Raw genomic sequence first — 25,903 nt, forward strand, 5'->3', positions numbered from 1 at the left:
CAAGTTGCGTTAGTTCACAGAAAATGGGCAAAAAAATCCCCTTAAAGTCGCGAAAATCACTTTAAGGGGAAGTTTCTGCGTTACCGAGCAGCGATCAACGGCTGCCGTGAGCGCTGTCTGGCTGCGGACGATATAAACGCCAGAAACCGATCAGCGTGAGATATTTCTGTTTCACCTGCGCGATCAAAGCAGAATCATCTAGTTCACCCTGCAACCAACGGCGTGACGGCTGGCCAAAGATGGTGCGCCCGACGGCGAAGCCTTTGACCCAACGGGCATCGGCAGCGGCGGCAAAGCCGGCTTTGAGCGTTTCTTCTGGTGAATCCAGCCCCAGGATCACCGCACCGCGACAGTAGGGATCGTTGGCCTCAATCAACGCGCCGACCTTCTGCCAGTTTTCCGCGCTGAGCGGCGGCAGTTTCCACCAGTCCGGCTGAATGCCCATCTGATAGAAGTGAGCAATAATGTCGAGATAATACCGTTCGTCCTTATCCGCATTGTCTTCCGGCAGAATCACCTCCAACAGCAACTCGTGGCCCGACTTACAGCAGCCGCGGTAGACGTCGTCGATCAGCTCATCCTGCTGCCGACGCAGCGCCTCGGCATCGTGAGGATGATAGAACACCAGACATTTAACGACGTGCTCCTGTGGCCAATCAATCAGCTGCGAGCCGATATTGCCGTGTTCCAAACGTAGCGGTCGTGAACTCGGTTGTTCGATCGGGCGACCTATCCACCAGCCCTGACCGGTAATTTCATTCAAGGCCGCCTGGCCGTAGGTGGTGTCCGCCAGAATGCCGCTGTTGCCGTCCAGTCCGGCTTCTGCTGCCGCCTGCCTGGCGGCGGTCAGCAGCAGGGACTTCAATTGCGGAATGCGTTCTTCACCAACGCCGGCCTCGCGCGCCATATCTGCCAGCTGCTTGCGATGGTCGAAGGCAAATACGCACAGCTCCGACCATTGCCGTTTACGGGTGGTGACGCGGTGCAGATGGTTAAGCCGTGCGTCCCGATCCGGCCGTTTCACCTGCTGTTCGCGTGCCAGATAATCATCCAGCTCTTGCCGGGTCGGCATCGCCGGCGCGCAGCCGTGGCGGGAAACCACCAGCGCACCGCAGGCGTTGGCATAACGGCAGGCCTGATCCCAGCCTTCGTCATTTAAATAGCCGCGCAGCAGGCCGGACATAAAGGCATCGCCGGCGCCCAACACGTTAAGCACTTCCACCCGCACGCCAGAATGCAGCTTCACCTGCTGCCAATCGGCGGGGATGGCACCTTCAAACACCGAGCAGCCCTGCGCACCGCGTTTGCACACCAGCGTCGCCTGGCTGACCTTGCGTACGTTGGCCAGTGCGGTCAGGGTATCGGTACTGCCGCCGGCGATGTGGAATTCCTCTTCGGTACCGACGATCAGATCAAAATGATGCAGTACCTCCTGCAGTTCACGGGTGACCTGCGCCGACTCGACGAAACGTGTTTCACCGTCGCCGAGCGACGTCAGCCCCCACAGCACCGGGCGATAATCGATATCCAGCGCGGTGCGCAGCCCATGCTTATGCGCATATTCCAACGCCGTCAGCACTGCGGCACGGGTATTCGGGTGCGACAGATGGGTGCCGGTAATCGCCAGCGCGCGCGATGAGGCGATGTAGGATTCATCGATATCCTCAGGGGTCAGCGCCATATCGGCACAGTTGTCACGGTAGAAAATCAGCGGGAAGGTTTCCTGATCCTTAATCCCCAGGATCACCAGGCCGGTCAGCCGGTGTTTGTCGGTGATCAGGCTGCGGGTATCTGCGCCCACACGCTGCAACTCCTCACGCAGGAAGCGCCCCATATGCTCGTCACCCACACGCGCCAGCATGCCGGATTTCAGGCCCTGGATCGCCGTGCCGTAAGCGACGTTGCCTGACGATCCGCCCAGATATTTTGCGAATGAGCTGGCATCTTCGAGGCGAGCGCCGATTTGTTGTGCATAGAAATCGACGGCGATGCGGCCGAGGCAGATGACATCAAGCTGTTTTTGTTGTGAAGCCATACCCGTTTCCTTCTGTTTAAGCAAAACCCGACTGCCACCCGGCAAGCGGAGATACGCAGGAAGCATGATTGGCAGTATGAGGAATAAAAATTTCAAATTCAAGGCAGAATGAAATTAACACCCCAAAAATGTGATGCATTTAAAATCACCGCGTCACCGGTAGGGGCAACGGCAGGGGGAGCGACGGCAGAGACACCGCCCGGTGATAATACCGCTACAGGCGCGGGCTACGCCCTGGTTTGACCCGGCGTGATGAAACGGTGTTTTCATGAGAATGCGATCTTTATCGCAAAATGAAATGTTTCTTCTGGAATGTGATTTTATGGAAAATATATTTGTTTATAATCGCTTCACGTTTCAGGTTGTCGACAGTATTAACCGGCGGGTTAAAGACGCGCCGCCAACAAGGGGGAAACATGAGTAAGATCAGATTGACCATGGCGCAGGCGCTTGTCAGATTCCTCGACAACCAGTATTTGCTGGTGGACGGTGTCGAAACCAAGTTCGTCAAGGGCATATTCGCCATTTTCGGCCACGGCAACGTGCTGGGGCTGGGGCAGGCGCTGGAGCAGGATTGCGGCAGCCTGATTGTTCATCAGGGGCGTAATGAACAGGGGATGGCCCACGCCGCTACCGGCTTCGCCAAGCAGAAAATGCGTCAGCAAATCTATGCCTGCACCTCCTCCGTCGGGCCCGGTGCCGCCAATATGATCACCGCTGCAGCCACCGCCACCGCCAACCGTATTCCCTTATTGCTGTTGCCGGGCGACGTTTACGCCTCACGCCAGCCGGATCCGGTGCTGCAACAGATAGAACAATCCTACGATCTCAGTATCAGCACTAACGACGCCTTCCGCGCGGTGAGCAAATACTGGGATCGCATCGTGCGGCCAGAGCAGCTGATGAGCGCCTGTATCAGCGCGATGCGCGTGCTGACCGATCCGGCGGAAACCGGTGCGGTGACGCTGTGTCTGCCTCAGGACGTACAGGGCGAGGCCTACGACTACCCGGATTATTTCTTCCAGAAACGCGTTCATCGGCTGGAGCGTCGCCCCGCGACGCCGGGTATGCTGGCGGACGCGCTGGCGATGCTGACGGGCAAGCGCAAACCGCTGCTGATCTGCGGTGGCGGAGTTAAATATTCTCAGGCTGGGCAGGCACTGCAACAGTTTGCCGAACGTTTCCATATCCCGTTTGCTGAAACGCAGGCCGGCAAGGGCGCGGTAGTGTCCAGCCATCCGTTCAACGTCGGCGGCATTGGTGAAACCGGCTGTCTGGCCGCCAATACCCTGGCCAAAGATGCCGATCTGGTGATTGGCGTCGGCACACGCTATACCGATTTCACCACCTCTTCCAAATGGCTGTTCCAGAATCCCGATGTAGCGTTCCTGAATATCAACGTCAGCGCATTTGATGCCGGCAAGCTGGACGGCATACAGCTGCTGGCGGATGCCCGCGATGCATTGACCGCGCTCGCCGAACAGGCGGCGCACGCCGACTATCGTGCCGGTTGGGGCGACGCCGTGACCCAGGCGCTGGCGCAGCAGCAAAAAGAGACCGAACGGGTGTATTCCGTCGCCTATACCGGCGCCGATTTTGTGCCGGAAATTGCCGACCACCTGGACCGCGAGCGAGTGTTTGCCGAGTTTATCGAACAGACCGGTTCGGCACTGACCCAAAGCCGCGTGCTGGGCGTGCTGAACCACAACCTGCCGCAAGACAGCATTATTGTCGCGGCGGCGGGCAGCCTGCCGGGGGATTTGCAACGTGTCTGGCGCAACCGCCATGAACACGGCTATCACGTGGAATACGGCTATTCCTGCATGGGCTACGAAGTCAACGCTGCCCTTGGCGTCAAGCTGGCGGAGCCACAGCGTGAGGTCTACGCCATGGTCGGCGACGGCGCGTTCATGATGCTGCATTCAGAGCTGGTCACGTCGATTCAGGAAGGCTGCAAAATCAACGTGGTGCTGTTCGACAACATGACCAACGGCTGTATCAACAACCTGCAGATGGAACACGGTATGGACAGCTATACCACCGAGTTCCGCTTCCGTCAGGGTGACCGGCTGGACGGTGGCCTGGTGCCAGTGAACTTCGCCATGCTGGCGGCGGCGTACGGCTGCAAAACCTACAGCATTACTACCGAACAACAACTGATTGAGGCGTTGGATGATGCCCGTCAGCAGACGGTTTCCACCCTGCTGGACATAAAAGTGCTGCCAAAAACCATGGTGCATAAATATCTCAGCTGGTGGCGCGTTGGCGGTGCACAGGTGGCGAACAGCGACAGGATCGTCGAGGTAGCGCGCAAACTGCAGGAAAACATTGACCAGGCCCGTGATTATTAAGCGTCACCGGCTTTTATCTCAGCCCTACACTTTCTGCCCAACCTAATTCGGGGGCTTTGAGCGGCAAATCGGTAATCCCCTGAGCGCATGGCTCGCCGTGCAACCAGGATCAGCGAAGGCCAGCAGCCCAACAGGCAACCCGAAACATGAAGGGCAAATCTAGAGGATAGCGAAATGACATTGAACATTGGGGTTATCGGCACCGGCGCTATTGGCCGAGATCATATCCGTCGTTGCAGCAAGGTATTGCAAGGTGCGCGGGTGGTCGCGGTCAATGATATCAATCGCGACAATGCCGCCAAGGTGGTCAGCGACCTGCAGCTGGAGGCAAAAGTCTATGATAACGGCCACGATCTGATTAACGCGGCCGACGTACAGGCGGTGCTGGTCACCTCCTGGGGGCCGAGCCACGAGGAGTTCGTGCTGTCTGCGATCGCTGCCGGCAAACCGGTATTCTGCGAGAAACCGCTGGCGGTCACCGCCCAGGGGTGTAAAAACATCGTCGAGGCCGAAGCAAAGCACGGCAAGCGCCTGGTGCAGGTCGGCTTTATGCGCCCTTACGATCAGGGCTATCGCGCCCTGAAACAGGTGCTGACCAGTGGCCAGATTGGCGAACCGCTGATGCTGCATTGCGCGCACCGCAACCCGACGGTCGGCGAAGCCTATACCACCGACATGGCAATTACCGACACCTTGATTCATGAAATCGACGTGCTGCGCTGGCTGCTGGACGACGATTACGTTTCGGTGCAGGTGGTGTTCCCACGCAAGACCTCCAAGGCGTTCGCCCACCTGAAGGATCCGCAAATCGTGCTGTTTGAAACCGCCAAGGGCACGCGCATTGACGTTGAAATCTTCGTTAACTGCCAATACGGCTATGACATCCAGTGCGAAGTAGTGGGTGAAACCGGTATTGCCAAATTGCCGGAACCGTCGTCAATCCAGCTGCGCAGTAGCGCAAAATTGTCGAACGAGATCCTGATGGACTGGAAAGAGCGCTTTATCGATGCCTATGACGTCGAACTGCAAGGTTTTATCAACGACGTACTTGCGGGTCAGCTACAGGGGCCATCGGCCTGGGATGGCTATGCTGCTGCGGTGACCGCCGACGCCTGTGTGGCCGCCCAACTTAGCGGCGAGATCGTGCCGGTGACGCTGCCGACGCGCCCGTCGTTCTACGGCCATTAATCAACCACTCCAAACCCGATTGAATGAGGAGCAACCATGAAAATCGCCTTTGATGTGGATGTGATCAAGGATTTGGGGATCACACGGATGGTGCAGCAGGTGGCCGACTGGGGCTACAAGTATATCGAGCAGTCGCCGCACCCGCAGATCAACCCTTTCTACAAGCATCCGAAAGCCGCACGCGAAGTCATGGCGGAATATAAAAACGCGCTGAAGGCCACCGGCGTGGAGATCTCTTCATTTATCGTGGTGTATCGCTGGTCGGGGCCAGGGGAGGATCGCCGGCAGGCGGCGGTGAAGAACTGGCGGCGCATGATTGAGATCGCCGTTGAAATGGGGGTGCAGGTGATTAATACCGAACTGGCTGGCAACCCCAATGAACCGGAGATCTGCGAAGAGCTGTGGTACAAGTCGATGGAAGAGCTGTTGCCGATCGTCGAACGTGAAGGCATTCGCATGGAGATCCAGTCTCATCCGTGGGACTTTTGCGAATTGAGTAATGAAACCGCCGATATGGTGAAGTCGCTGCGCAGCGATCACGTTAAATATCTGTATAGCGTGCCGCATTCGTTCTATTACGACAAAGGGCAGGGCGACGTGGCGAACATGCTCAAATACGCCGGCGACGATCTTTCCCATGTGCTGATCGCCGACACCATGAACCATACCCGCCATTGCCGTTACATCGTCAATCCACCCGGCGTGGATGCCGCGGTGCATCAGCACGTTGGTATTGGCGAAGGCGAAGTCGATTTTGATGCGCTGTTCCAGACGTTGCGCGATATGGAATTTGCCAATCGCAACTTCAAGGTCGGCGGCGAATCGATAATCTGTACCTCACTGTTCGGCTACCCGGAAAAAATGAAAACCCAGGCGGTAGCTACGCGCGAACGTATCGAAAAAGAGCTGTTGGGCAAATAACCTTGTCGGTAACGCCGGCAGGGAATGCGCCGGTGCACCGAAATGCGACAGAGGCTTAAGATGAACAAAGATAATGTAAAGCTGGCGATTGCGCCGATCGGTTGGACCAACGACGACATGCCAGAATTGGGCAAGGAAAATACCTTCCAGCAGTGCGTCAGTGAAATGGCGCTGGCAGGGTTTACCGGCTGTGAAGTTGGCAGCAAGTATCCACGCGATCCAAAAGTATTGAAACCGATGCTGGATATTCGCGGCATTCAAATCTGCAATGCCTGGTTCAGCACCTTCTTTGCCGATGGCCAGAAAGAAAAAACCATCGACGAATTTGTCAATCATATGAATTTCCTGCACGCCATGGGGGCCAGGGTGATTGGCTGTTCAGAGCAGAGCAAGAGCATTCAGGGCACCAGCAAGCCGGTGCTGGAAGAAAAACCGCATTTCAGCGATGAAGAGTGGCAGCGCGTAGCCGACGGCTATAACCAACTGGCGCAAATCGCTGCCGAAAAGGGCATGCAGGTGTGTCTGCATCACCATATGGGTACCGGCATCCAAACCACTGAAGAAATCGATCGCTACATGAGCATGGTGAACGACGATGTTTACCTGTTGTTTGATACCGGCCATGCCTATTATTCCGAGGGCAGTCAGCAGGCGATGATGGCAATACTGGAAAAATACTTGCCGCGTATCAATCATGTCCATTTGAAAGACGTACGTGACGACGTGGTAGCGCAGGTCAAGGCGCAGCGCCTGAGTTTTCTGGACGGGGTGAAGAAAGGCACCTTCACCGTACCCGGCGACGGCGTGATTGACTTCCGCCCGGTGTTCAAACTGCTGGACGAGCGTGGCTATAAAGGCTGGATGGTGGTTGAAGCCGAACAGGATCCGGCGCTCGCCAACCCGTTTGAATATGCGGTAAAAGCCCGACGCTATATCAAGGAAACGGCGGGGATCTAAGCGGCGACGGCGGCACCGTATCTCGGATAAACCAAGGGCTATCGGCGATAGCCCTTTTGCTTTATTTAAACACCATGAAAACGCGCCATATGATAGGCATCCACCAGCTTGCCGTCGCGCATGGCGAAGTGCCGGCTGGTGCCTTCAATGTCAAAACCAAACTTGCGGTAGAGCGCAATGGCCCCCTGGTTATCGGTGAACACCGTCAGCTCGATGCGCTGTATCGCCGCCCAGTTATCACAGATGTCGATCATGGCGTGCATCAGCGCACTGCCGACGCCCTGGCCATGATAAGCCGGGTCTACGCCAAGGCCAAAAGTTGCAACGTGTCGACGGCGCACGCGTTGATTGAGTTCCAGCGTCAATTGCCCGACGATTTTGTCCCCCATGCAGGCCACCAGATTACTGTTCCCCGCGGGCCTGTCGGCCAGACGCTGTTGCCACAGGGCTTCGGAAGGCAAGGGGAGTTGTAGCGTGTCGCGGTACACCGCCGGATGAGCATAGAGCTGCTGTAGTGCTGCGGCATCGGTTATCTCGACGTGGCGGATGGTAATGTCTCCCATGCTTGCTCTCCTTTGGCTTAGCGTTTGAATAACCTCTAAAATTATCGGTTTATTGTGTCGAGTCAATAATATTTCGCCTTGGTCAAAAAAACGCTTTACAGATGCGAATGATAATGATTATTATTGCTATGCGTTCTCGGGAGGGTTGCAACCCTTGCCACTCTCGCTAGAAGGCACGACATTGCTCACATTGCTTCCAGTGTTACTTAGCCAGCTCGGGTGCTGGCTTTTTTTTTGCCCAAAATCATCCACCTTTACGCACCACAAATCTTCTGCGGCTCCTCTGCCAATTCCATCGAATTTTTTGAACAGAGGGGTGAGTTTTTTACGCTTTCTTATTTCCCATGCAGGGCTAGACTGTAAAAAACGTTGAGGAGAGTTGAATATGATTTATGTACGTAAAGCAGAAGACCGCGGTCATGCCAATCATGGTTGGTTGGACAGCTGGCACACCTTCTCATTTGCCAATTACTACGATCCCGACTTTATGGGGTTCTCCGCACTGCGGGTGATCAATGAAGACGTGATCGATGCGGGGCAGGGTTTTGGTACCCATCCGCATAAAGATATGGAAATTCTGACCTACGTGCTCAGCGGTACCGTCGAGCATCAGGACAGCATGGGCAATAAAGAACAGATTCATGCCGGTGAGTTCCAGATCATGAGTGCCGGTACCGGTGTGCGACACTCCGAATACAACGGCAATAGCGATCGGCCACTGCACCTGTATCAGATCTGGATTATTCCAGATACCAACGGTCTGCCGCCGCGTTACGAGCAGCGCATGTTCGATGCGCCACAGGGTCGCCAACTGGTGTTGTCGCCCGATGCCCGTGAAGGCTCGCTGAAAGTGTTCCAGGACATGACGCTGTCGCGTTGGGCGCTGGAAAAAGATCGGCAGTCAGCCTATCAGGTGGAGGCCGAGCGCCGCATCTGGATCCAGGTGGTGCGCGGTACGGTGACCATCAATGGGCAGAAGGCCGGGACCAGCGATGCGTTCGCGATATGGGACGAAGCCGAGTTGTCGATTCATGCCGATGAAGACAGTGAAATCCTGCTGTTTGATCTGCCGCCGGTCTGATTGACGCGGTAACCGCCATTAAGGCTCAACCTGCGGGTTGAGCCTTTTTTGTGACTGACGCTCGTTAACCAGCAATATCAGCACGGCTTTTTTTTTGCTAAAATGAGCACCCATTCATGGTTAGCCAGTTCATTGATAATGAAGAAAAAACGGCCGGTACTTCAAGATGTGGCAAATAAGGTAGGCGTCACCAAGATGACGGTGAGCCGCTATTTGCGCAATCCCGATCAGGTTTCCGCCGCTTTGCAGCAAAAAATTGCGGTGGCGCTGGATGAACTGGGATATATCCCCAACCGGGCGCCGGACATTCTCTCCAACGCCACCAGCCGGGCGATCGGCGTGCTGTTGCCATCGTTGACCAACCAGGTCTTTGCCGAAGTGCTGCGCGGTATCGAAAGCGTTACCGATGCGCATAATTATCAAACCATGCTGGCGCACTATGGCTATTTGCCGGAGCGCGAAGAAGAACGCCTGACTTCGCTGCTTTCCTTCAATATTGACGGTTTGATCCTGTCCGAACGTAACCATACGCCACGTACGTTAAAAATGATTGAAGTGGCCGGTATCCCCGTCGTGGAGTTGATGGATTGCGTCACACCCTGTCTGGATCTGGCTGTCGGTTTTGATAATTTTGAAGCCGCGCGCCAAATGACTCAACAAATCATTGCTCATGGCCATCGGCACGTGGTGTATCTTGGCGCACGCCTTGATGAACGAACCCTGATTAAACAACAGGGTTATGAGCAGGCGATGCTGGATGCAGGGTTACAGCCGCATTGTATCATGACCGATCGGGCTTCTTCGTATTCTTCTGGCGGTGAGCTGCTACGTTTGGCGCAGAAAGAATATCCTCAGGTAGACAGCATATTTTGTACCAACGATGACCTGGCGGTGGGCGCGATGCTTGAATGCCAGCGTCAGGGGCTGTCGATTCCACAGGACATGGCGATTGCCGGATTCCACGGCCATGATATCGGTCAGGTGATGGTGCCAAAACTTGCCAGCGTGTTGACATTGCGTGAGCGTATGGGGCAAGTGGCCGCACAAAGCCTACTGGCGAAACTGCGTGGCGAAGCGGTTAATCCGCGTATGATTGACACCGGTTTTACCCTCCTGCTTGGCGGCAGTCTGTAGCGTCGCCATCGCGCGCTTAAGCATATTCCTAGTTTTTCAGCCCAGCATGGATTTTTGATGGCCTTCACAGATATGTAAAATCATCATAGGTGTTTGTTGCTTAATACTTCATCTACAAAGACAATGTTACCGATAACTTGTTACCAGTAACATTTTGGCTGGCGACCCCAACAGGGCAGTAATATTATGAGTAATACACAACACCACGTTTTTATCTTAATGGGCGTATCTGGCAGCGGTAAATCAGCGGTAGCTAATGCTGTTGCTCATGAAATCAGCGCTGCGATGCTGGATGGCGATTATCTGCATCCACGCAGCAACATCAACAAGATGGCCGATGGCCATGCGCTCAATGACGACGACCGTGCCCCTTGGCTGACGGCGTTGAATGATGCCATTTTTGCCATGCAGCGGACCAATGATGTTGCTCTGTTGGTATGTTCTGCACTGAAAAAGCGTTATCGCGACCGCCTGCGTGCCGGTAACAGCAATCTGCATTTCATCTACCTGCAAGGTTCCAAAGCGATCATTGAAGAACGTTTGAAACAGCGTAAAGGGCATTTCTTCAAGCCGCAGATGCTGGTTTCCCAGTTTGAAGCACTGGAAGAACCAGGCGCCGATGAAGGCGATGTTCATGCGATCGATATCAACCAGCCTTTAGAAGGCGTGGTTGCTGACACTATTAAACTGATAACCACAGTAACCGCTCAGGAATAATTATGGATACGTTAACGCTGGTTTTCACCGCCGTTGGTTCGGTGTTGCTATTGCTCTTCCTGGTGATGAAGGCGCGCATGCATGCTTTCATCGCCCTGATGCTGGTGTCGATGGGGGCGGGCCTGTTCTCTGGCATGTCGCTGGAAAAAATCACCGACACCATGCAAAAAGGCATGGGCGGCACCTTGGGCTTCCTGGCGATCGTTGTGGCGCTGGGCGCGATGTTCGGCAAAATCCTGCATGAAACTGGCGCGCTGGATCAGATCGCGGTCAAACTGTTGAAGGGTTTCGGTGAGCAGCGTGCGCACTACGCGCTGGGTATTGCCGGTCTGGTCTGTGCCTTGCCGCTATTCTTCGACGTGGCGATCGTACTGTTGATTGGCGTGGCGTTCGCCGTTGCCCGCCGCACCGGCGGCAATCTGATCAAGCAGGTTATTCCGCTGTTTGCCGGCGTTGCCGCCGCCGCCGCCTTCCTGCTGCCGGGGCCGACGCCGATGCTGCTGGCTTCGCAAATGAATGCCGACTTTGGCTGGATGATCCTGATTGGCCTGGCTGCGGCAATCCCGGGTATGCTGTTGGCCGGCCCGCTGTTCGGTTCGTTCATCAGCAAGCACGTGACGCTGGAACTGCCAAAAGATATCGAAGAACCCAGCATCGACAAGAGCAAGCTGCCGTCGTTTGGCTTCAGCCTGGCGTTGGTGCTGTTCCCGCTGGTACTGGTAGGGATGAAAACCATCGGCGCGCGCTTCACCGTTGAAGGCAGCTCGCTGTATCAATGGCTGCAATTTATCGGCCACCCGTTCACTGCGATTCTGATCGCCTGTCTGGTGGCGATTTACGGCCTGGCGATTCGCCGTGGCATGAGCAAAGACAAGGTGATGGAAGTCTGCTCTGCGGCAATCCAGCCTGCGGGGATCATCCTGTTGGTGACCGGTGCCGGTGGGGTATTCAAGCAGGTGCTGGTCGATTCTGGCGTTGGTCCGGCGCTGGGTAACGCGCTGATTGGCGCCGGCTTGCCGATTGCCATTGCCTGCTTTGTGCTGTCTGCGGCAGTTCGGGTGATTCAGGGTTCAGCCACCGTGGCGTGTCTGACCACCGTCGGCCTGGTGATGCCGGTGATCGGTGAACTGGGGTATTCTGGCGCGCAGATGGCGGCGCTGTCGATTTGCATCGCCGGTGGCTCTATCGTACTGAGCCATGTGAATGACTCCGGCTTCTGGCTGTTTGGCAAGTTTACCGGTGCCACCGAAGCGCAGACGCTGAAAACCTGGTCGGTGATGGAAACCATTCTTGGCACCACCGGTGCCGTTGTCGGCATGATTGCATTCTCGATGATGTAATCTGCTGCGATATTTGCCTGACAGGGCCGGTCAGTGAATGCTGACCGGCCCTATTGTTCGCGCTTCCTTTCCCCTTGCTACAGTTTCAGATAGGCGCGCACGCCGTCCAGAAACATCTGCGTTGACAGCATCACCAACACCAGTCCCATCAAACGCTCCAGCGCGCTGACGCCCTTGCTGCCCAATAGACGCAAAAACAGGTTCGACATCAGCAGGATGGCGGCAGAAATCCCCCAGGCAATCAGCAATGCGACCACCAGATGTCCCAGTTGGTTAGGGTATTGATGCGACAGCAGCATCAGCGCTGCCAATATCGATGGCCCGGCCACCAACGGGATCGCCAGCGGCACCAGAAAAGGCTCCTCACCGGCGGAAAGACCGCTGCTGTTGCCTTCCTGTGACGGGAAAATCATCTTGATGGCAATCAGGAACAGAATGATGCCGCCGGAAATGGAGACCGTTTCAGTGCGCAGGTTGAGGAAGGCCAGAATATTTTCGCCGGCAAACAGAAATATCAGCATCAGTATCAGCGCAATCAGCAGCTCGCGGATTAGCACAATGCGCCGACGGCGAGGTTCCAGATGCTTGAGCACCGACATGAAAATCGGCAGATTACCGAGTGGATCCATAATTAAAAACAGCAACACCGTCGCTGAAATCATCTCTGTCATCATTACCTCAACCGCGGTCAGGGGCAGTAAAATGGCTGCCTGCCCTCCCGCCTATAAGAAGGATTGCTGAGAAATGCCCAGCCATCGATTAAATTCACTTTGCGCCTGCGCCGACATTTTGTAAGGTGGGGACATTGTGTCCCTCTCTACAAATTTGTCGTCATCCTCCAAGGCAGGACAGTTATCATGAAAAACGTTGGTTTAGTCGGTTGGCGCGGTATGGTCGGCTCTGTGCTCATGCAACGCATGGCAGAAGAGCGCGATTTTGACGCCATCCGCCCGGTATTCTTTTCTACATCTCAGCACGGTTCCGCCGCGCCAGCCATCGGCGGCCAGCAGAACGGCACGCTGCAAGATGCTTACGATATCGATGCGCTAGCCGCGCTTGATATTATCATCACCTGCCAGGGCGGCGATTACACTAACGAAGTTTATCCCAAGCTGCGTGAAAGTGGCTGGCAGGGTTACTGGATTGACGCCGCGTCATCTCTGCGCATGCAGGACGACGCCATTATCATTCTGGACCCGGTCAACCACGCGGTTATCCAGCAAGGGCTGGATAAAGGCATTAAAACCTTTGTCGGTGGTAACTGCACCGTCAGCCTGATGCTGATGTCGCTGGGCGGCCTGTTTGCCAACGATCTGGTGGAGTGGGCATCGGTCTCCACCTATCAGGCGGCATCCGGCGGCGGCGCGCGCCATATGCGCGAACTGCTGGTGCAAATGGGCATGCTGCACGCCGACGTGGCAAAAGAGCTGCAAAACCCGGCGTCGGCCATTCTGGATATCGAACGTAAAGTGACCGGGGCCACCCGTTCCGGCGTGTTGCCGACCGACAATTTTGGTGTGCCGTTGGCCGGCAGCCTGATCCCATGGATCGACAAGCAGCTTGATAACGGCCAGAGTCGTGAAGAGTGGAAAGGCCAGGCGGAAACCAACAAGATCCTGTCCACCTCCAGCGTTATCCCGGTTGATGGCCTGTGCGTGCGCGTTGGCGCGCTGCGCTGCCACAGCCAGGCGTTCACCCTGAAACTCAAGCAAGACGTGCCGCTGCCGGAAATCGAACAGCTGCTGGCAACCCATAATGACTGGGTGCGGGTGATCCCGAACGACCGCGAACTGACGATGCGTGAACTGACGCCTGCCGCAGTGACCGGCACGCTGAACACCCCGGTCGGTCGTTTGCGCAAGCTGAACATGGGGCCGGAATACCTGTCGGCCTTCACCGTCGGCGACCAGTTGCTGTGGGGTGCGGCGGAACCGCTGCGTCGCATGCTGCGCATTCTGCTGTAAAAATAACCGACACATACCGGGGCTGGTGCCAGCCAGCCCCATCAAGCCCCCATTTCTGCCGTTTTCCCCATTGTGGCTGAAAAATTTTCCTCACCGCTATCGCCGTTTTTTTAGTCGTCTTTGGCTATGCTTACTGTGTAGATGATTGAATTTTCATCTCTGCTAGGAATATGTCTAAAAAGAAGCAGAAAGAGCGATCTACAGGTCGGACGCGTAAAGTTTAATCAATAACCGACCGCAATCACGCTTTAGTCATCGAATGAATTGCATGATAAACACAACGGCGGACGTTTAAAAAATGTAGCCCTTAGGGATCATGCTATTAAGCAAAGGGAGAAGAACATGCCTGTACTTCCCGATCGTGACGTGATTAATCAGTTGATTTCCGGTAATTATGCCGATCCGTTCTCCCTGCTTGGCATGCATGTCACCGCAGCGGGCCTACAGGTGCGAGCGTTATTCCCTGATGCCAGCGAGGTATGGCTGGTGGATGCACAAACCGGTCGTCGGGTAACGCAGCTCGACTGCCTGGAACCGAGAGGCTTCTTCTGCGCTACCGTTCCTCGTCGTAAAAATCCTTTTCACTACCAGTTTTCGGTTAAATGGCAACAACATCAACAATTGTTGGAAGATCCCTACCGTTTTGGCACACTTTTGCAGGAGATCGACAGCTGGCTATTGGCTGAAGGCACCCATTTGCGACCCTATGAACGCCTGGGAGCCCATCTGAGCGAACTGGACGGCGTGGCTGGCGTCAGCTTTGCGGTATGGGCGCCAAATGCCCAGCGCGTTTCGGTGGTGGGGGAGTTCAACTTTTGGGATGGCCGCCGTCATCCGATGCGTCTGCGCAAAGAGAACGGCATCTGGGAACTGTTCCTGCCGGGGGTGAGCGCAGGTCAGCTGTATAAATATGAAATCATCGACTGTTACGGCAATACCCAGCTCAAGGCCGATCCCTATGCGTTTGAGGCGCAAATGCGCCCGGATACCGCTTCGCTGGTCGCCCCATTGCCCGAGGTGGTAGAAAACACGACGCAGCGCCAGCAAGCCAACGGTTTCGATCGGCCGGTTTCAATCTATGAGGTGCATCTTGGTTCGTGGCGTCGGCACAGTGACAACAATTTCTGGCTCAGCTATCAGGAGCTGGCGGAACAGCTGATCCCGTATGTGAAACAGATGGGGTTTACCCATCTCGAACTGCTGCCGATCAACGAACATCCGTTCGACGGCAGCTGGGGCTATCAACCGCTGGGGCTGTATGCCCCGACCCGTCGCTTTGGCACGCCGGCGGAGTTCAGGGCTTTTGTGGCAGCGGCGCATCAGGCTGGTATCAACGTGATCCTTGACTGGGTGCCTGGGCATTTCCCCAGCGACGCCTACGGACTGGCCAATTTTGACGGTACCGCGCTGTATGAATATGCCGACCCGCGTGAAGGTTTCCACCAGGACTGGAACACGCTGATCTACAACTACGGTCGCCATGAGGTGCGCAACTATCTGGCGGGAAACGCCTTTTTTTGGCTGGAACGCTACGGTATCGATGGGCTGCGGGTGGACGCGGTCGCCTCGATGATCTATCGCGACTACAGCCGCGCCGAGGGCGAGTGGGTACCGAACTACTACGGCGGCAATGAAAACCTCGAAGCTATCGCCTTCCTGCGGTACACCAACCACACGCTGGGCAAGGCGCGGCCAGGCGCGGTAACGCTGGCGGAAGAGTCCACCGACTATCCCGGCGTCACGTTGCCGCCGGAGTCTAACGGACTGGGGTTCCATTACAAATGGAACCTGGGCTGGATGCACGACACGCTGAACTACATGCAGTGTGATCCGGTGCATCGCAAATATCACCATAACCAAATGACCTTCGGCATGCTGTATGCCTACACCGAAAACTTCGTGCTACCAATTTCCCATGACGAAGTAGTGCACGGCAAACGTTCGGTGCTGGATCGGATGCCGGGCGACGCCTGGCAGAAGTTCGCCAATCTGCGCGCCTATTACGGTTTTATGTGGGCGCACCCCGGCAAAAAACTGCTGTTTATGGGCTGTGAATTTGCCCAGGGACGCGAATGGAACTTCGACACCAGCCTGGACTGGCATTTGCTGGAAGGACTGGACGGTTGGCACCACGGCGTTCAGCGGCTGGTGCGCGATCTCAACCATTGCTACCAGAACACGCCGCCGCTGTACCAACGCGACTATCTGCCGGACGGCTTTGAATGGCTGGTGGTAGACGATTTCGACAACTCGGTCTTTGCCTTTGCCCGCTACGACGCCGACGGTAACCAACTGATTGCCGTCAGCAATTTTACCCCGGTGCCGCGCCACCAGTATCGCATCGGCCTTTCCCAACCGGGCACCTATCGGGAAATACTCAATACCGATTCGCACCATTACCACGGCAGCAATACCGGTAATCAGGGCCGGGTTCAATCGCAGGCGATCGGCAGCCACGGCCGCGATCATTCGATCGACATTACCGTCCCGCCACTGGCAACGCTGTACCTGCTGCGGGAGGCGCCATGAGGGAATTGCAACCCGGTGTTGCCGCCCCTTACGGCGCCCATTTCGACGGCAGTGGCGTCAACTTCGTGCTGTTTTCAGCCAATGCCACGCGGGTGGAGCTGTGCCTGTTTGATGCCGAGCAGCGTGAAACCCGCCTGCCGTTACCGGCGCGCAGCGGCGATATCTGGCACGGTTATCTGCCGGGAGGTCGGCCGGGCCTGCGTTACGCTTATCGGGTGCACGGCCCGTTTGCGCCGGCGCAGGGGTTGCGTTTCAATCCGCAAAAACTGCTGCTGGATCCGGCCGCCCGCGCGGTCGAAGGCCCGGTTGACGACGATCCTCGGCTGCACGGTGGTTATCAGCAGGCCGATGAACACGACAGCGCGACCCTGATGCCCAAATGTATCGTGGTGGATGAGACCTACGATTGGCAGGACGATCGCGCGCCGGCCACGCCGTGGGGAGAAACGGTGATTTACGAAGCCCATGTGCGCGGTCTGACGCTGCAACACCCGGCGATCCCGCCGGCGCTGCGCGGCAGCTTTGCGGCATTGGGTCACCCGGCGATGATCGCCTACTTCACTCACTTGGGCATTACTGCGCTAGAGCTGTTGCCAGTCCAGCAACATACCACCGAGCCACGCTTGCAGCAGCTCGGGCTACAGAACTACTGGGGCTATAACGTGCTGGCGCCGTACGCGCCGGATCATCGCTATGCCAGCCAGTCGTCGCCGTTGCGCGAGTTCCGCGACGCGGTAAAAGCCCTGCATCGCGCCGGTATTGAAGTGATTCTGGACGTGGTGTTTAACCACAGCGCCGAGCTGGATATCGACGGGCCGACGCTGTCGCTGCGCGGTATCGACAACCCGAGCTATTACTGGCTGAACCCGGACGGCGACTATACCAACGTCACCGGCTGCGGCAACACGCTGCGGCTTGACCAACCGTCGGGCGTGGCATGGGTGATGGATTGCCTGCGTTTTTGGGCGCGCGAGTGCCACGTCGACGGCTTTCGTTTCGATTTGGGCACGGTCTTGGGCCGCAGGCCAGCATTCGATCGTGACGCGCCGCTGTTTCAGGCGATGCTGGCGGACGACACCCTGTCCCGCTGCAAGCTGATCGCCGAACCGTGGGATATCGGCCCGGGCGGCTATCAGGTGGGGGGGTTTCCCGGTCGTTTTGCCGAGTGGAACGACCACTATCGTGACGATATGCGGCGTTTCTGGCTGCTGGGCGACTTGCCGCTTGGCGCATTCGCCCAGCGCTTTGCCGCCTCCAGCGAGGTGTTTGACCGGCGTGGCCGGGCACCCTATGCCAGCGTCAACATGCTCACCGCCCACGACGGCTTTACCCTGCAGGATCTGGTGAGCTACAACCAGCGGCACAACCAGCCGAACGGCGAAGACAACCGTGACGGCAACGGGCGTAATTACAGCTATAACCACGGCGTGGAAGGGCCAACCGATGATGCCGAGGTGAGGCAGCGCCGCGGTCGCAGCCAACGAGCGCTACTTGCCACGCTGTTGCTGTCGCAGGGCACGCCGATGCTGTTGGCTGGCGACGAGCATGGTCACAGCCAGCACGGTAACAACAACGCCTATTGCCAGGATAATGCCACTACCTGGCTGGACTGGCAGTCGGCGGATCGGGCGCTGCTCGACTATACCGCTGCACTGATCCGCCTGCGGCGACAAATTCCCGCCCTGCGTCAGGATCGCTGGTGGCAGGAGGGGGATGGCTGCGTGCAATGGCTGAATGCGCAGGGCCAGCCGCTTGGCGCATCGCAGTGGGAGCATGCGCCACCACAGCTGCAAATTCGACTGTCCCAACGTTGGCTGGTGGTGATTAATGCCGGCCCCGAGACGGTCGATATGACCTTGCCTGCCGGCGATTGGCAGCTAGTCACCCCGTTTGTTCAGGAAGACTCGCAGGCGGATTTGCCCGCCTGGCGCCAGCCTGCGCACTCGCTTTGCGTACTGGCAGACAATAATTAAAAGGAGTCAATCATGGTTAGATTTGAAAACAAAGACCCTTTGATGTTGGCGCGGCAATTGCCGATCAAATCCGTTGCCCTGATTCTGGCCGGTGGCCGCGGCTCACGCCTGAAAGACTTAACCTCGACCCGCGCCAAGCCTGCGGTGCACTTTGGCGGCAAGTTTCGCATTATCGATTTCGCCCTGTCCAACTGCCTGAATTCAGGTATCCGACGGATTGGGGTGATCACTCAATACCAGTCCCACACCCTGGTACAGCACATTCAGCGTGGCTGGTCGTTCCTCAATGAGGAAATGAACGAGTTTGTCGATCTGTTGCCGGCACAGCAGCGGCTTAGCACCGAACACTGGTACAAGGGCACCGCCGACGCGGTGTATCAGAACCTGGATATCATCCGCCGTTACGATGCGGAATACGTGGTGATTCTGGCCGGCGATCATATCTACAAGATGGATTATTCGCGCATGCTGATCGACCACGTCGAAAAGGGCGCGCAGTGCACCGTGGCCTGCCTGCCTGTGCCGTTGCAGCAAGCCAGCGAGTTCGGCGTGATGAAAGTGGATGAAAACGACCGAGTGCTGGAATTTCTGGAAAAACCCGCGCAGCCGCCGGCGATGCCGGACAACCCGGATATGGCGCTCGCCAGCATGGGCATTTATATCTTTAATGCGGACTATCTGTTCACCCTATTGGAAGAGGACATGTCGACGCCGGATTCCAGCCATGACTTCGGCAAGGATCTGATACCGAAGATTACCGCGCAGCACGCCGCCTGGGCGCATCCCTTTACGCTGTCCTGCGTAACCTCCAATCCGGAGCTGCCGCCGTATTGGCGCGATGTTGGCACGTTGGAAGCCTATTGGCGCGCCAATCTGGATTTGGCGTCGGTGACGCCGGAGCTGGATATGTACGACCGCGCCTGGCCGATTCGCACACACATGGAACCGTTGCCGCCGGCCAAGTTCGTACAGGATCGCTCCGGCAGCCATGGCATGACCATGAACTCGCTGGTGTCCGGCGGCTGCATTGTTTCCGGCTCGGTGGTGGTGCATTCGGTGTTGTTCCCGCGTGTGCGGGTGAACTCCTTCTGTACCATCGATTCCACGGTGTTGTTGCCGGACGTCAACGTCGGCCGTTCCTGCCGACTGCGGCGCTGCATCATCGACCGTGCCTGTCAGATCCCGGAAGGCATGGTGATTGGCGAAAATGCCGATGAAGACAGTAAGCGTTTCTATCGCTCTGAAGGCGGCATCGTGCTGGTCACGCGCGACATGCTGTCGAAGTTATAGCGGGTCGCCCTTGACCCCGTGGGCGCGCTGGTCGCGTCCTTACGTGTCTCCCAGCGCCCGTTAGCGGGCCGAATTTCAGGAGTAGCGATGCAGGTATTACACGTATGTTCTGAGATGTTCCCACTGCTCAAAACCGGCGGGCTTGCAGACGTGGTCGGCGCGCTGCCGGCGGCGCAGATTGACGCCGGCGCCGACGTGCGGGTGTTATTGCCCGCTTTCCCTGATCTGCGCACCGGCATTGCCGAAACCGTACTGGTGGCGGAAATCGACTCGTTCGCCGGCCGCGTCGGGCTGCGCTACGGCAGCTATCATGGCGTTGGCATCTATCTGATTGATGCGCCCTGGCTTTACGATCGACCCGGCAGCCCGTACCACGACCAGTCGATGTATGCCTACCCCGACAACCACCGGCGCTTTGCGCTGCTTGGCTGGATGGCCTGTGAACTGGCCAAAGGGCTGGATCGCTATTGGCGGCCGACGCTGGTACATGCCCATGACTGGCACGCCGGGCTGACCTGCGCCTATCTGGCGGCAAACGGTCACCCGGCACGTTCGGTGTTTACCGTGCACAACCTGGCCTATCAGGGCATGTTTTCCGCACATCACGTCACCGAGCTGTGGCTTCCCCAGTCGTTCTATGACATTTACGGCCTCGAGTTTCACGGGCAGATGTCCTTTCTGAAGGCTGGGCTGTTCTATGCCGATCACATCACCGCCGTCAGCCCGACCTACGCGCGTGAAATCACCCGACCGGAGTTTGGCTACGGTATGGAAGGGCTATTGCAGGAGCGGCAGCATCAGGGGCGGTTGAGTGGCATTCTGAACGGCGTCGACGAAAAAATCTGGGATCCGGCCAACGACGCGCGGCTCCGGGCGCGTTATGACGCCGACGATCTGAAAGAAAAAGTGAAAAACAAACTGCATCTGCAAAAGGCCATGGGGCTGAAAATGGATGAGTCGGTGCCGCTGTTTGCGGTGGTCAGTCGGCTGACCAGCCAAAAAGGGCTGGATCTGGTGCTGGAGGCGTTGCCAGCGTTGTTGGAGCAGGGCGGGCAACTGGCGCTGCTCGGTGCCGGCGATGCGGTATTGCAACAGGCGTTTCTGGCGGCGGCCGCCGATTATCCGGAACAGGTCGGGGTGCAGATCGGCTATCACGAAGCCTTCTCCCACCGCATTATCGGCGGGGCTGATGTGATTATGGTGCCGAGCCGCTTCGAGCCCTGCGGCCTGACGCAACTGTACGGCCTGAAGTATGGCACGTTACCACTGGTACGGCGCACCGGTGGACTGGCGGACACGGTGGTGGACTGCGCGCTGGAAAATCTGGCCGACGGCACCGCCAGTGGATTCGTGTTTGATGACTGTGATGCCGTCGCGCTGGGCAATGCCATTCGGCGTGCCATGGTGTTGTGGAGCCGCCAGAAACACTGGCGTCACGTACAGCGTCATGCCATGAGTCTCGACTTTGGCTGGCAGGTAGCGGCAAAAGAATACCTGTCGCTGTATAGCCGGCTGCTTTGAGGCGGCTCCTGGTCTGGTTCGTCCCAGGCGGCTGCTTACCGATTCACAGCGCGCCGCCTGGGTGTAACACCTGCCCGGTAGGGTATATCCATGCTTGTTGTAATCACGCACTCGGGATTGAAAAATGACTTCACCGTTTAGCTACACCTCACCCACGGTCAGTGTCGAAGCGCTGAAACATTCCATTGCCTATAAGCTGATGTTTATCATTGGCAAGGATCCGGCCATTGCTACCCAGCATGACTGGCTTAACGCCGCCCTGTTTGCGGTGCGCGATCGCATGGTGGAACGCTGGCTGCGTTCCAACCGTGCCCAGCTGTCGCAGGACGTGCGGCAGGTGTATTACCTGTCGATGGAGTTCCTGCTTGGGCGCACGTTGTCGAACGCCCTGCTGTCGATGGGCATTTATCAGGATCTGCAGGACGCGCTGGAAGAGATGGGCCTGAGCCTCGGCGAGCTGTTGGAAGAAGAGAACGACCCGGGGCTTGGCAACGGCGGCTTGGGGCGGTTAGCCGCCTGTTTCCTGGATTCGCTGGCGACGCTGGCGCTGCCGGGGCGCGGTTACGGCATCCGCTACGAATACGGTATGTTCAAACAGAACATCGTGGACGGCCAGCAGATGGAATCACCCGACTATTGGCTGGAGTACGGTAATCCATGGGAGTTCCCGCGCCATAACACCCGTTACAAAGTGCGTTTTGGCGGACGAGTCCAGCAGGAAGGGGCGAAAACCCGCTGGGTAGAAACCGAAGAGGTGCTGGCGATTGCCTACGATCAGGTGATCCCCGGCTTTGACACTGACGCCACCAATACCCTGCGGCTGTGGAGTGCGCAGGCCAGTAATGAAATCAACCTGGGCAAGTTTAATCAGGGCGACTATTTTGCCGCGGTGGAAGATAAAAACCATTCTGAAAACGTATCGCGGGTGCTGTATCCGGATGACTCGACCTATTCCGGGCGTGAGCTACGGCTGCGGCAGGAGTATTTCCTGGTATCGGCGACGGTGCAGGATATCCTCAATCGCCATTGGGCGATGCATAAGACCTTTGATAATCTGGCAGACAAGATCGCCATTCACCTCAACGATACCCACCCGGTGCTGTCGATCCCGGAACTGATGCGGGTGCTGATTGACGAGCACAAATTCAATTGGCTCGACGCCTGGAGCGTGGTGGAAAAAGTGTTTTCCTACACCAACCACACGCTGATGAGCGAAGCGCTGGAAACCTGGCCGGTGGAGATGATCGGCAAGATCCTGCCGCGCCACCTGCAGCTGATCTTCGAAATCAACGATCATTTCCTCAAGTATGTGCAACAGGAGGCGCCGGGCGACAACGATCTGCTGGCGCGTTTGTCGATCATCGACGAACAGAACGGCCGCAAAGTGCGTATGGCGTGGCTGGCGGTGGTGGTCAGTCACAAGGTGAACGGCGTTTCTGCGCTGCATTCCGAACTGATGGTGCAATCGCTGTTTGCCGATTTTGCCCGTATCTTCCCCGATCGCTTTTGCAATAAAACCAACGGCGTCACGCCGCGACGCTGGCTGGGGCTGGCCAATCGCCCGCTGTCGGCGGTGCTGGACGATGCCATTGGCCACACCTGGCGCACCGATCTCAGCCAGTTGAGCGAGATTAAACCCAACGTCGATTACCCCAGTTTTCTACTGGCAGTACAGGAGGCCAAGCAGCAAAACAAACAGCGGCTGGCGGCTTACATCGCCCGCAAGCTGAACGTGGTGGTCAACCCGGATGCGTTGTTTGATGTACAGATCAAACGCATTCATGAATATAAACGCCAGCTGCTGAATGTGCTGCACGTCATCACCCGCTACAACCGGCTACTGCAAGATCCGGAAACCGAACGCGTGCCGCGCGTGGTGATTTTTGCCGGCAAGGCGGCGTCAGCCTACTACGCCGCCAAACAGATTATCCGCTTGATCAATGATGTGGCCAAGGTGATCAACCACGATCCGCGCGTGCACGATCGGCTTAAAGTGGTGTTTATTCCCAACTATGGCGTCAGCCTGGCGCAGATGATCATTCCGGCGGCAGACCTGTCCGAACAGATCTCGTTGGCCGGCACCGAGGCGTCCGGCACCAGCAACATGAAGTTTGCGCTCAACGGTGCGCTAACCATCGGCACGCTGGACGGTGCCAACGTTGAAATGCGCGAGCACGTCGGCGAAGACAATATCTTTATCTTTGGTAACACCGCCGAACAGGTCGAGGAGCTGCGGCGTAACGGGTACAACCCGCACCAGTATTATGAACAGGACGCCGAACTGCACCAGGCGCTGACGCAGATCGCCACTGGCGCCTTCAGCCCGGAGGAGCCCAAGCGCTACAGTAATCTGTTCGACTCGCTGGTTAATCTCGGCGACCATTATCAGCTGCTGGCGGATTATCGCAGCTATGTTGACACCCAGGACCGGGTCGACGAGCTGTATCGCCATCAGGATGAGTGGACGCGGCGGGCGGTGCTGAACATCGCCAACATGGGCTACTTCTCGTCCGATCGCACCATTCAGGAATATGCCGACCAGATCTGGCACATCAAGCCGGTGAAGCTGTAATAAAAAAGGGCCGGATTATCCGGCCCTGGTTTCACGGGGTGAGTACGCGGTTGTTACGAGGCCAGCGACAGCGTTTTCGCTTTCGCGTGTTCTGCCAGCCAGGCTTTGACGCGGGCCTGTTGCGCCTGATCCAGCCACATGCCGAGTTTGGTACGCCGCCAGATGGCGTCATCCAGCTCGACCACCCACTCTTTTTCCACCAGATAGCGCAGTTCGGCCTCATACAAACCGTGGCCGAAATCTTCGCCCAGTTCAGCCAGGCTGTTGGCATCGGCCAGGATCAGTGCGCTATGGCTGCCGTAGGTGCGCGCGTAACGGCGTGCCAGCGACTCTGGCAGCCAGCCGTGTTCACGTCGCAGTTTGGCCGCGTAGCCGTCGCGATCGCCGCCGATGTCACCGCCCGGCAATGCGCCGTTCTTGGTCCACGCCGGACCGGCTCCCGGGTAGTAACGGGCCAGTTTTTCCATCGCATGTTCTGCCAGCTTGCGGTAAGTGGTCAGTTTGCCGCCGAACACAGACAGCAGCGGCGCCTGGCCAGCCGCATCATGCACGTCCAGGGTGTAATCGCGAGTGACCGCCTGCGGCGAGTCGGACTCGTCGTCACACAGTGGGCGCACGCCGGAGTAGGTCCAGACGATATCATCGCGTCCCAGCTGCTTCTTGAAGTGGTCGTTATACACCTTCAGCAGGTAGTCGATTTCATTGTCGTCGATTTTCACGTCTTTCGGATCGCCGTGATACTCCACGTCGGTGGTGCCGATAATTGAAAACTCGTCCAGCCACGGGATGACGAACACGATGCGGTTGTCTTCGTTTTGCAGAATGTATGATTGCGGCTGGTTATGCGCTTTAGGCACCACTATGTGGCTGCCCTTGATCAGACGGATACCGTACGGCGATTTGAGCTTCAGACCGTCGTCGAAGAAGTGCTTCACCCACGGGCCGGTCGCATTCACCAGACCTTTGGCGCGCCAGGTGAAGGTTTTGCCGCTGTCGATATCGCTGGCTTCAACCATCCACAGGCCGTTTTCTCGCCATGCACGGGTCACTTTGGTGCGGGTACGCACTTCGCCGCCGCGTTCCACCACTTCCTGCGCGTTCAGTACCACCAGGCGCGCATCGTCGACCCAGCAGTCAGAATATTCGAAACCGCGCTTCAGTTCCGGCTTAAGTACCGATTCTGGTCCAAATCGCAACCCTTTGCTGCCCGGCAGGCTGGTACGCTTGCCCAGGTGATCGTACAGGAACAGACCGGTGCGGATCATCCAGGCCGGGCGCAGGTGCGGCTGGTGCGGCAGGCGGAAGCGCATCGGGAACGCGATGTGCGGCGCCAGTCGCAGCAGCACTTCACGTTCGGCCAGCGCTTCGCTCACCAGACGGAATTCATAGTGTTCCAGGTAGCGCAAGCCGCCATGGATCAGTTTGGAGCTGGCGGAAGACGTAGCGCAGGCCAAGTCTTGCGCTTCCAGTAGCAGTACGGACAGCCCGCGCCCGGCAGCATCCGCCGCGATGCCGGCACCGTTGATGCCGCCACCGATAACGATCAAGTCTTTGGTTTCCACGTCACCTTCCTCCAGATGTTCGAAATAGCTCTTTCATGTTCGTTTTCGCTCATGATTGTAATCAAAAACCAACAAACAAGCCAAGCCTTAACCAAACAAAAACATTCTGGCGTGATAGAGATAACAGTTTGGTGATAATACCTATACAGAATGCAGGGGAATTAGGGCGACCCTCTCCCGCAGGGAGAGAGGGTTAATAACGGGC

The 25,903-nt window shown here is 57.1% G+C and carries 18 protein-coding genes; 14 read left to right on the plus strand and 4 right to left on the minus strand.

The genetic code is table 11. The features are described 5' to 3' along the window. Window positions 1-94: 94 nt before the first annotated feature. On the minus strand, window positions 95-2,035 hold the full coding sequence (locus tag AC2AXP_RS18405) for a bifunctional 5-dehydro-2-deoxygluconokinase/5-dehydro-2-deoxyphosphogluconate aldolase (protein ID WP_039991376.1): 1,941 nt from the start codon (window positions 2,033-2,035) through the stop codon (window positions 95-97). Window positions 2,036-2,451: 416 nt separating this feature from the next. Between AC2AXP_RS18405 and iolD the strand changes: the two genes are divergently transcribed. The 4 genes from iolD to iolE all read left to right on the plus strand — a co-directional run bounded on the left by iolD (window position 2,452) and on the right by iolE (window position 7,452). Beyond that, complete coding sequence (iolD, locus tag AC2AXP_RS18410; protein ID WP_484381858.1) at window positions 2,452-4,386, plus strand: 3D-(3,5/4)-trihydroxycyclohexane-1,2-dione acylhydrolase (decyclizing); 1,935 nt, start codon at window positions 2,452-2,454, stop codon at window positions 4,384-4,386. Window positions 4,387-4,560: 174 nt separating this feature from the next. Next, entirely contained in the window at window positions 4,561-5,574 is a 1,014-nt protein-coding gene (iolG, locus tag AC2AXP_RS18415) for a bifunctional inositol 2-dehydrogenase/D-chiro-inositol 1-dehydrogenase (RefSeq protein WP_004956391.1), read from the plus strand. A 36-nt stretch (window positions 5,575-5,610) separates the two neighbouring features. After that, window positions 5,611-6,495, plus strand: a complete 885-nt coding sequence (locus tag AC2AXP_RS18420) for a sugar phosphate isomerase/epimerase family protein (RefSeq protein ID WP_004956390.1) — start codon at window positions 5,611-5,613, stop codon at window positions 6,493-6,495. A 60-nt stretch (window positions 6,496-6,555) separates the two neighbouring features. Next, window positions 6,556-7,452, plus strand: a complete 897-nt coding sequence (gene iolE, locus AC2AXP_RS18425) for a myo-inosose-2 dehydratase (RefSeq protein ID WP_039991373.1) — start codon at window positions 6,556-6,558, stop codon at window positions 7,450-7,452. Window positions 7,453-7,517: 65 nt separating this feature from the next. Here the strand turns inward: iolE and AC2AXP_RS18430 are convergent, their stop codons facing one another. Continuing rightward, a complete protein-coding gene (locus tag AC2AXP_RS18430; RefSeq protein WP_004956388.1) occupies window positions 7,518-8,015 on the minus strand; it encodes a GNAT family N-acetyltransferase in 498 nt (165 codons plus the stop codon). Window positions 8,016-8,400: 385 nt separating this feature from the next. On the opposite strand from AC2AXP_RS18430, the gene AC2AXP_RS18435 reads away from it, so the two are divergent. The 4 genes from AC2AXP_RS18435 (at window position 8,401) to gntU (ending at window position 12,287) form a co-directional block, all read left to right on the plus strand. Next, window positions 8,401-9,096: a pirin family protein gene (locus AC2AXP_RS18435; protein WP_004956387.1), complete on the plus strand. Its 696-nt coding sequence runs from the start codon at window positions 8,401-8,403 to the stop codon at window positions 9,094-9,096. Window positions 9,097-9,234: 138 nt separating this feature from the next. Continuing rightward, the gene (gntR, locus tag AC2AXP_RS18440) at window positions 9,235-10,230 is read left to right on the plus strand and encodes a gluconate operon transcriptional repressor GntR (RefSeq protein WP_004956386.1); all 996 of its coding nucleotides are present in this window, start codon (window positions 9,235-9,237) and stop codon (window positions 10,228-10,230) included. A gap of 186 nt (window positions 10,231-10,416) precedes the next feature. After that, complete coding sequence (gntK, locus tag AC2AXP_RS18445; RefSeq protein WP_004956385.1) at window positions 10,417-10,947, plus strand: gluconokinase; 531 nt, start codon at window positions 10,417-10,419, stop codon at window positions 10,945-10,947. Window positions 10,948-10,949: 2 nt separating this feature from the next. Beyond that, window positions 10,950-12,287, plus strand: coding sequence for a gluconate transporter (gntU, locus tag AC2AXP_RS18450; RefSeq protein WP_004956384.1), 1,338 nt, complete (start codon window positions 10,950-10,952; stop codon window positions 12,285-12,287). 77 nt (window positions 12,288-12,364) lie between these two features. Here the strand turns inward: gntU and AC2AXP_RS18455 are convergent, their stop codons facing one another. Beyond that, window positions 12,365-12,958, minus strand: coding sequence for a YhgN family NAAT transporter (locus AC2AXP_RS18455; RefSeq protein WP_039992462.1), 594 nt, complete (start codon window positions 12,956-12,958; stop codon window positions 12,365-12,367). A gap of 186 nt (window positions 12,959-13,144) precedes the next feature. Here AC2AXP_RS18455 and asd point away from each other — a divergent pair, with 186 nt between their 5' ends. The 6 genes from asd (at window position 13,145) to glgP (ending at window position 24,136) form a co-directional block, all read left to right on the plus strand. Beyond that, window positions 13,145-14,251, plus strand: coding sequence for an aspartate-semialdehyde dehydrogenase (asd, locus tag AC2AXP_RS18460; RefSeq protein WP_004956381.1), 1,107 nt, complete (start codon window positions 13,145-13,147; stop codon window positions 14,249-14,251). A 342-nt stretch (window positions 14,252-14,593) separates the two neighbouring features. Then, complete coding sequence (glgB, locus tag AC2AXP_RS18465) at window positions 14,594-16,780, plus strand: 1,4-alpha-glucan branching enzyme (RefSeq protein ID WP_039991372.1); 2,187 nt, start codon at window positions 14,594-14,596, stop codon at window positions 16,778-16,780. Next, the gene (glgX, locus tag AC2AXP_RS18470) at window positions 16,777-18,753 is read left to right on the plus strand and encodes a glycogen debranching protein GlgX (protein WP_273871255.1); all 1,977 of its coding nucleotides are present in this window, start codon (window positions 16,777-16,779) and stop codon (window positions 18,751-18,753) included. The genes glgB and glgX overlap by 4 nt, the downstream gene beginning before the upstream one ends. A gap of 12 nt (window positions 18,754-18,765) precedes the next feature. Then, entirely contained in the window at window positions 18,766-20,043 is a 1,278-nt protein-coding gene (glgC, locus tag AC2AXP_RS18475) for a glucose-1-phosphate adenylyltransferase (RefSeq protein WP_004956377.1), read from the plus strand. An 87-nt stretch (window positions 20,044-20,130) separates the two neighbouring features. Then, window positions 20,131-21,564 carry a glycogen synthase GlgA gene (gene glgA, locus AC2AXP_RS18480; RefSeq protein ID WP_039991370.1) on the plus strand — a complete coding sequence of 478 codons (1,434 nt, stop codon included), beginning with the start codon at window positions 20,131-20,133 and terminating at the stop codon, window positions 21,562-21,564. A gap of 124 nt (window positions 21,565-21,688) precedes the next feature. Then, window positions 21,689-24,136 carry a glycogen phosphorylase gene (gene glgP / locus AC2AXP_RS18485; protein ID WP_004956375.1) on the plus strand — a complete coding sequence of 816 codons (2,448 nt, stop codon included), beginning with the start codon at window positions 21,689-21,691 and terminating at the stop codon, window positions 24,134-24,136. Window positions 24,137-24,189: 53 nt separating this feature from the next. Here the strand turns inward: glgP and glpD are convergent, their stop codons facing one another. Further along, window positions 24,190-25,698 carry a glycerol-3-phosphate dehydrogenase gene (gene glpD, locus AC2AXP_RS18490; protein ID WP_004956374.1) on the minus strand — a complete coding sequence of 503 codons (1,509 nt, stop codon included), beginning with the start codon at window positions 25,696-25,698 and terminating at the stop codon, window positions 24,190-24,192. Window positions 25,699-25,903 lie beyond the last annotated feature (205 nt).

It is taken from the genome of Serratia sp. Sp408 (assembly GCF_057180665.1).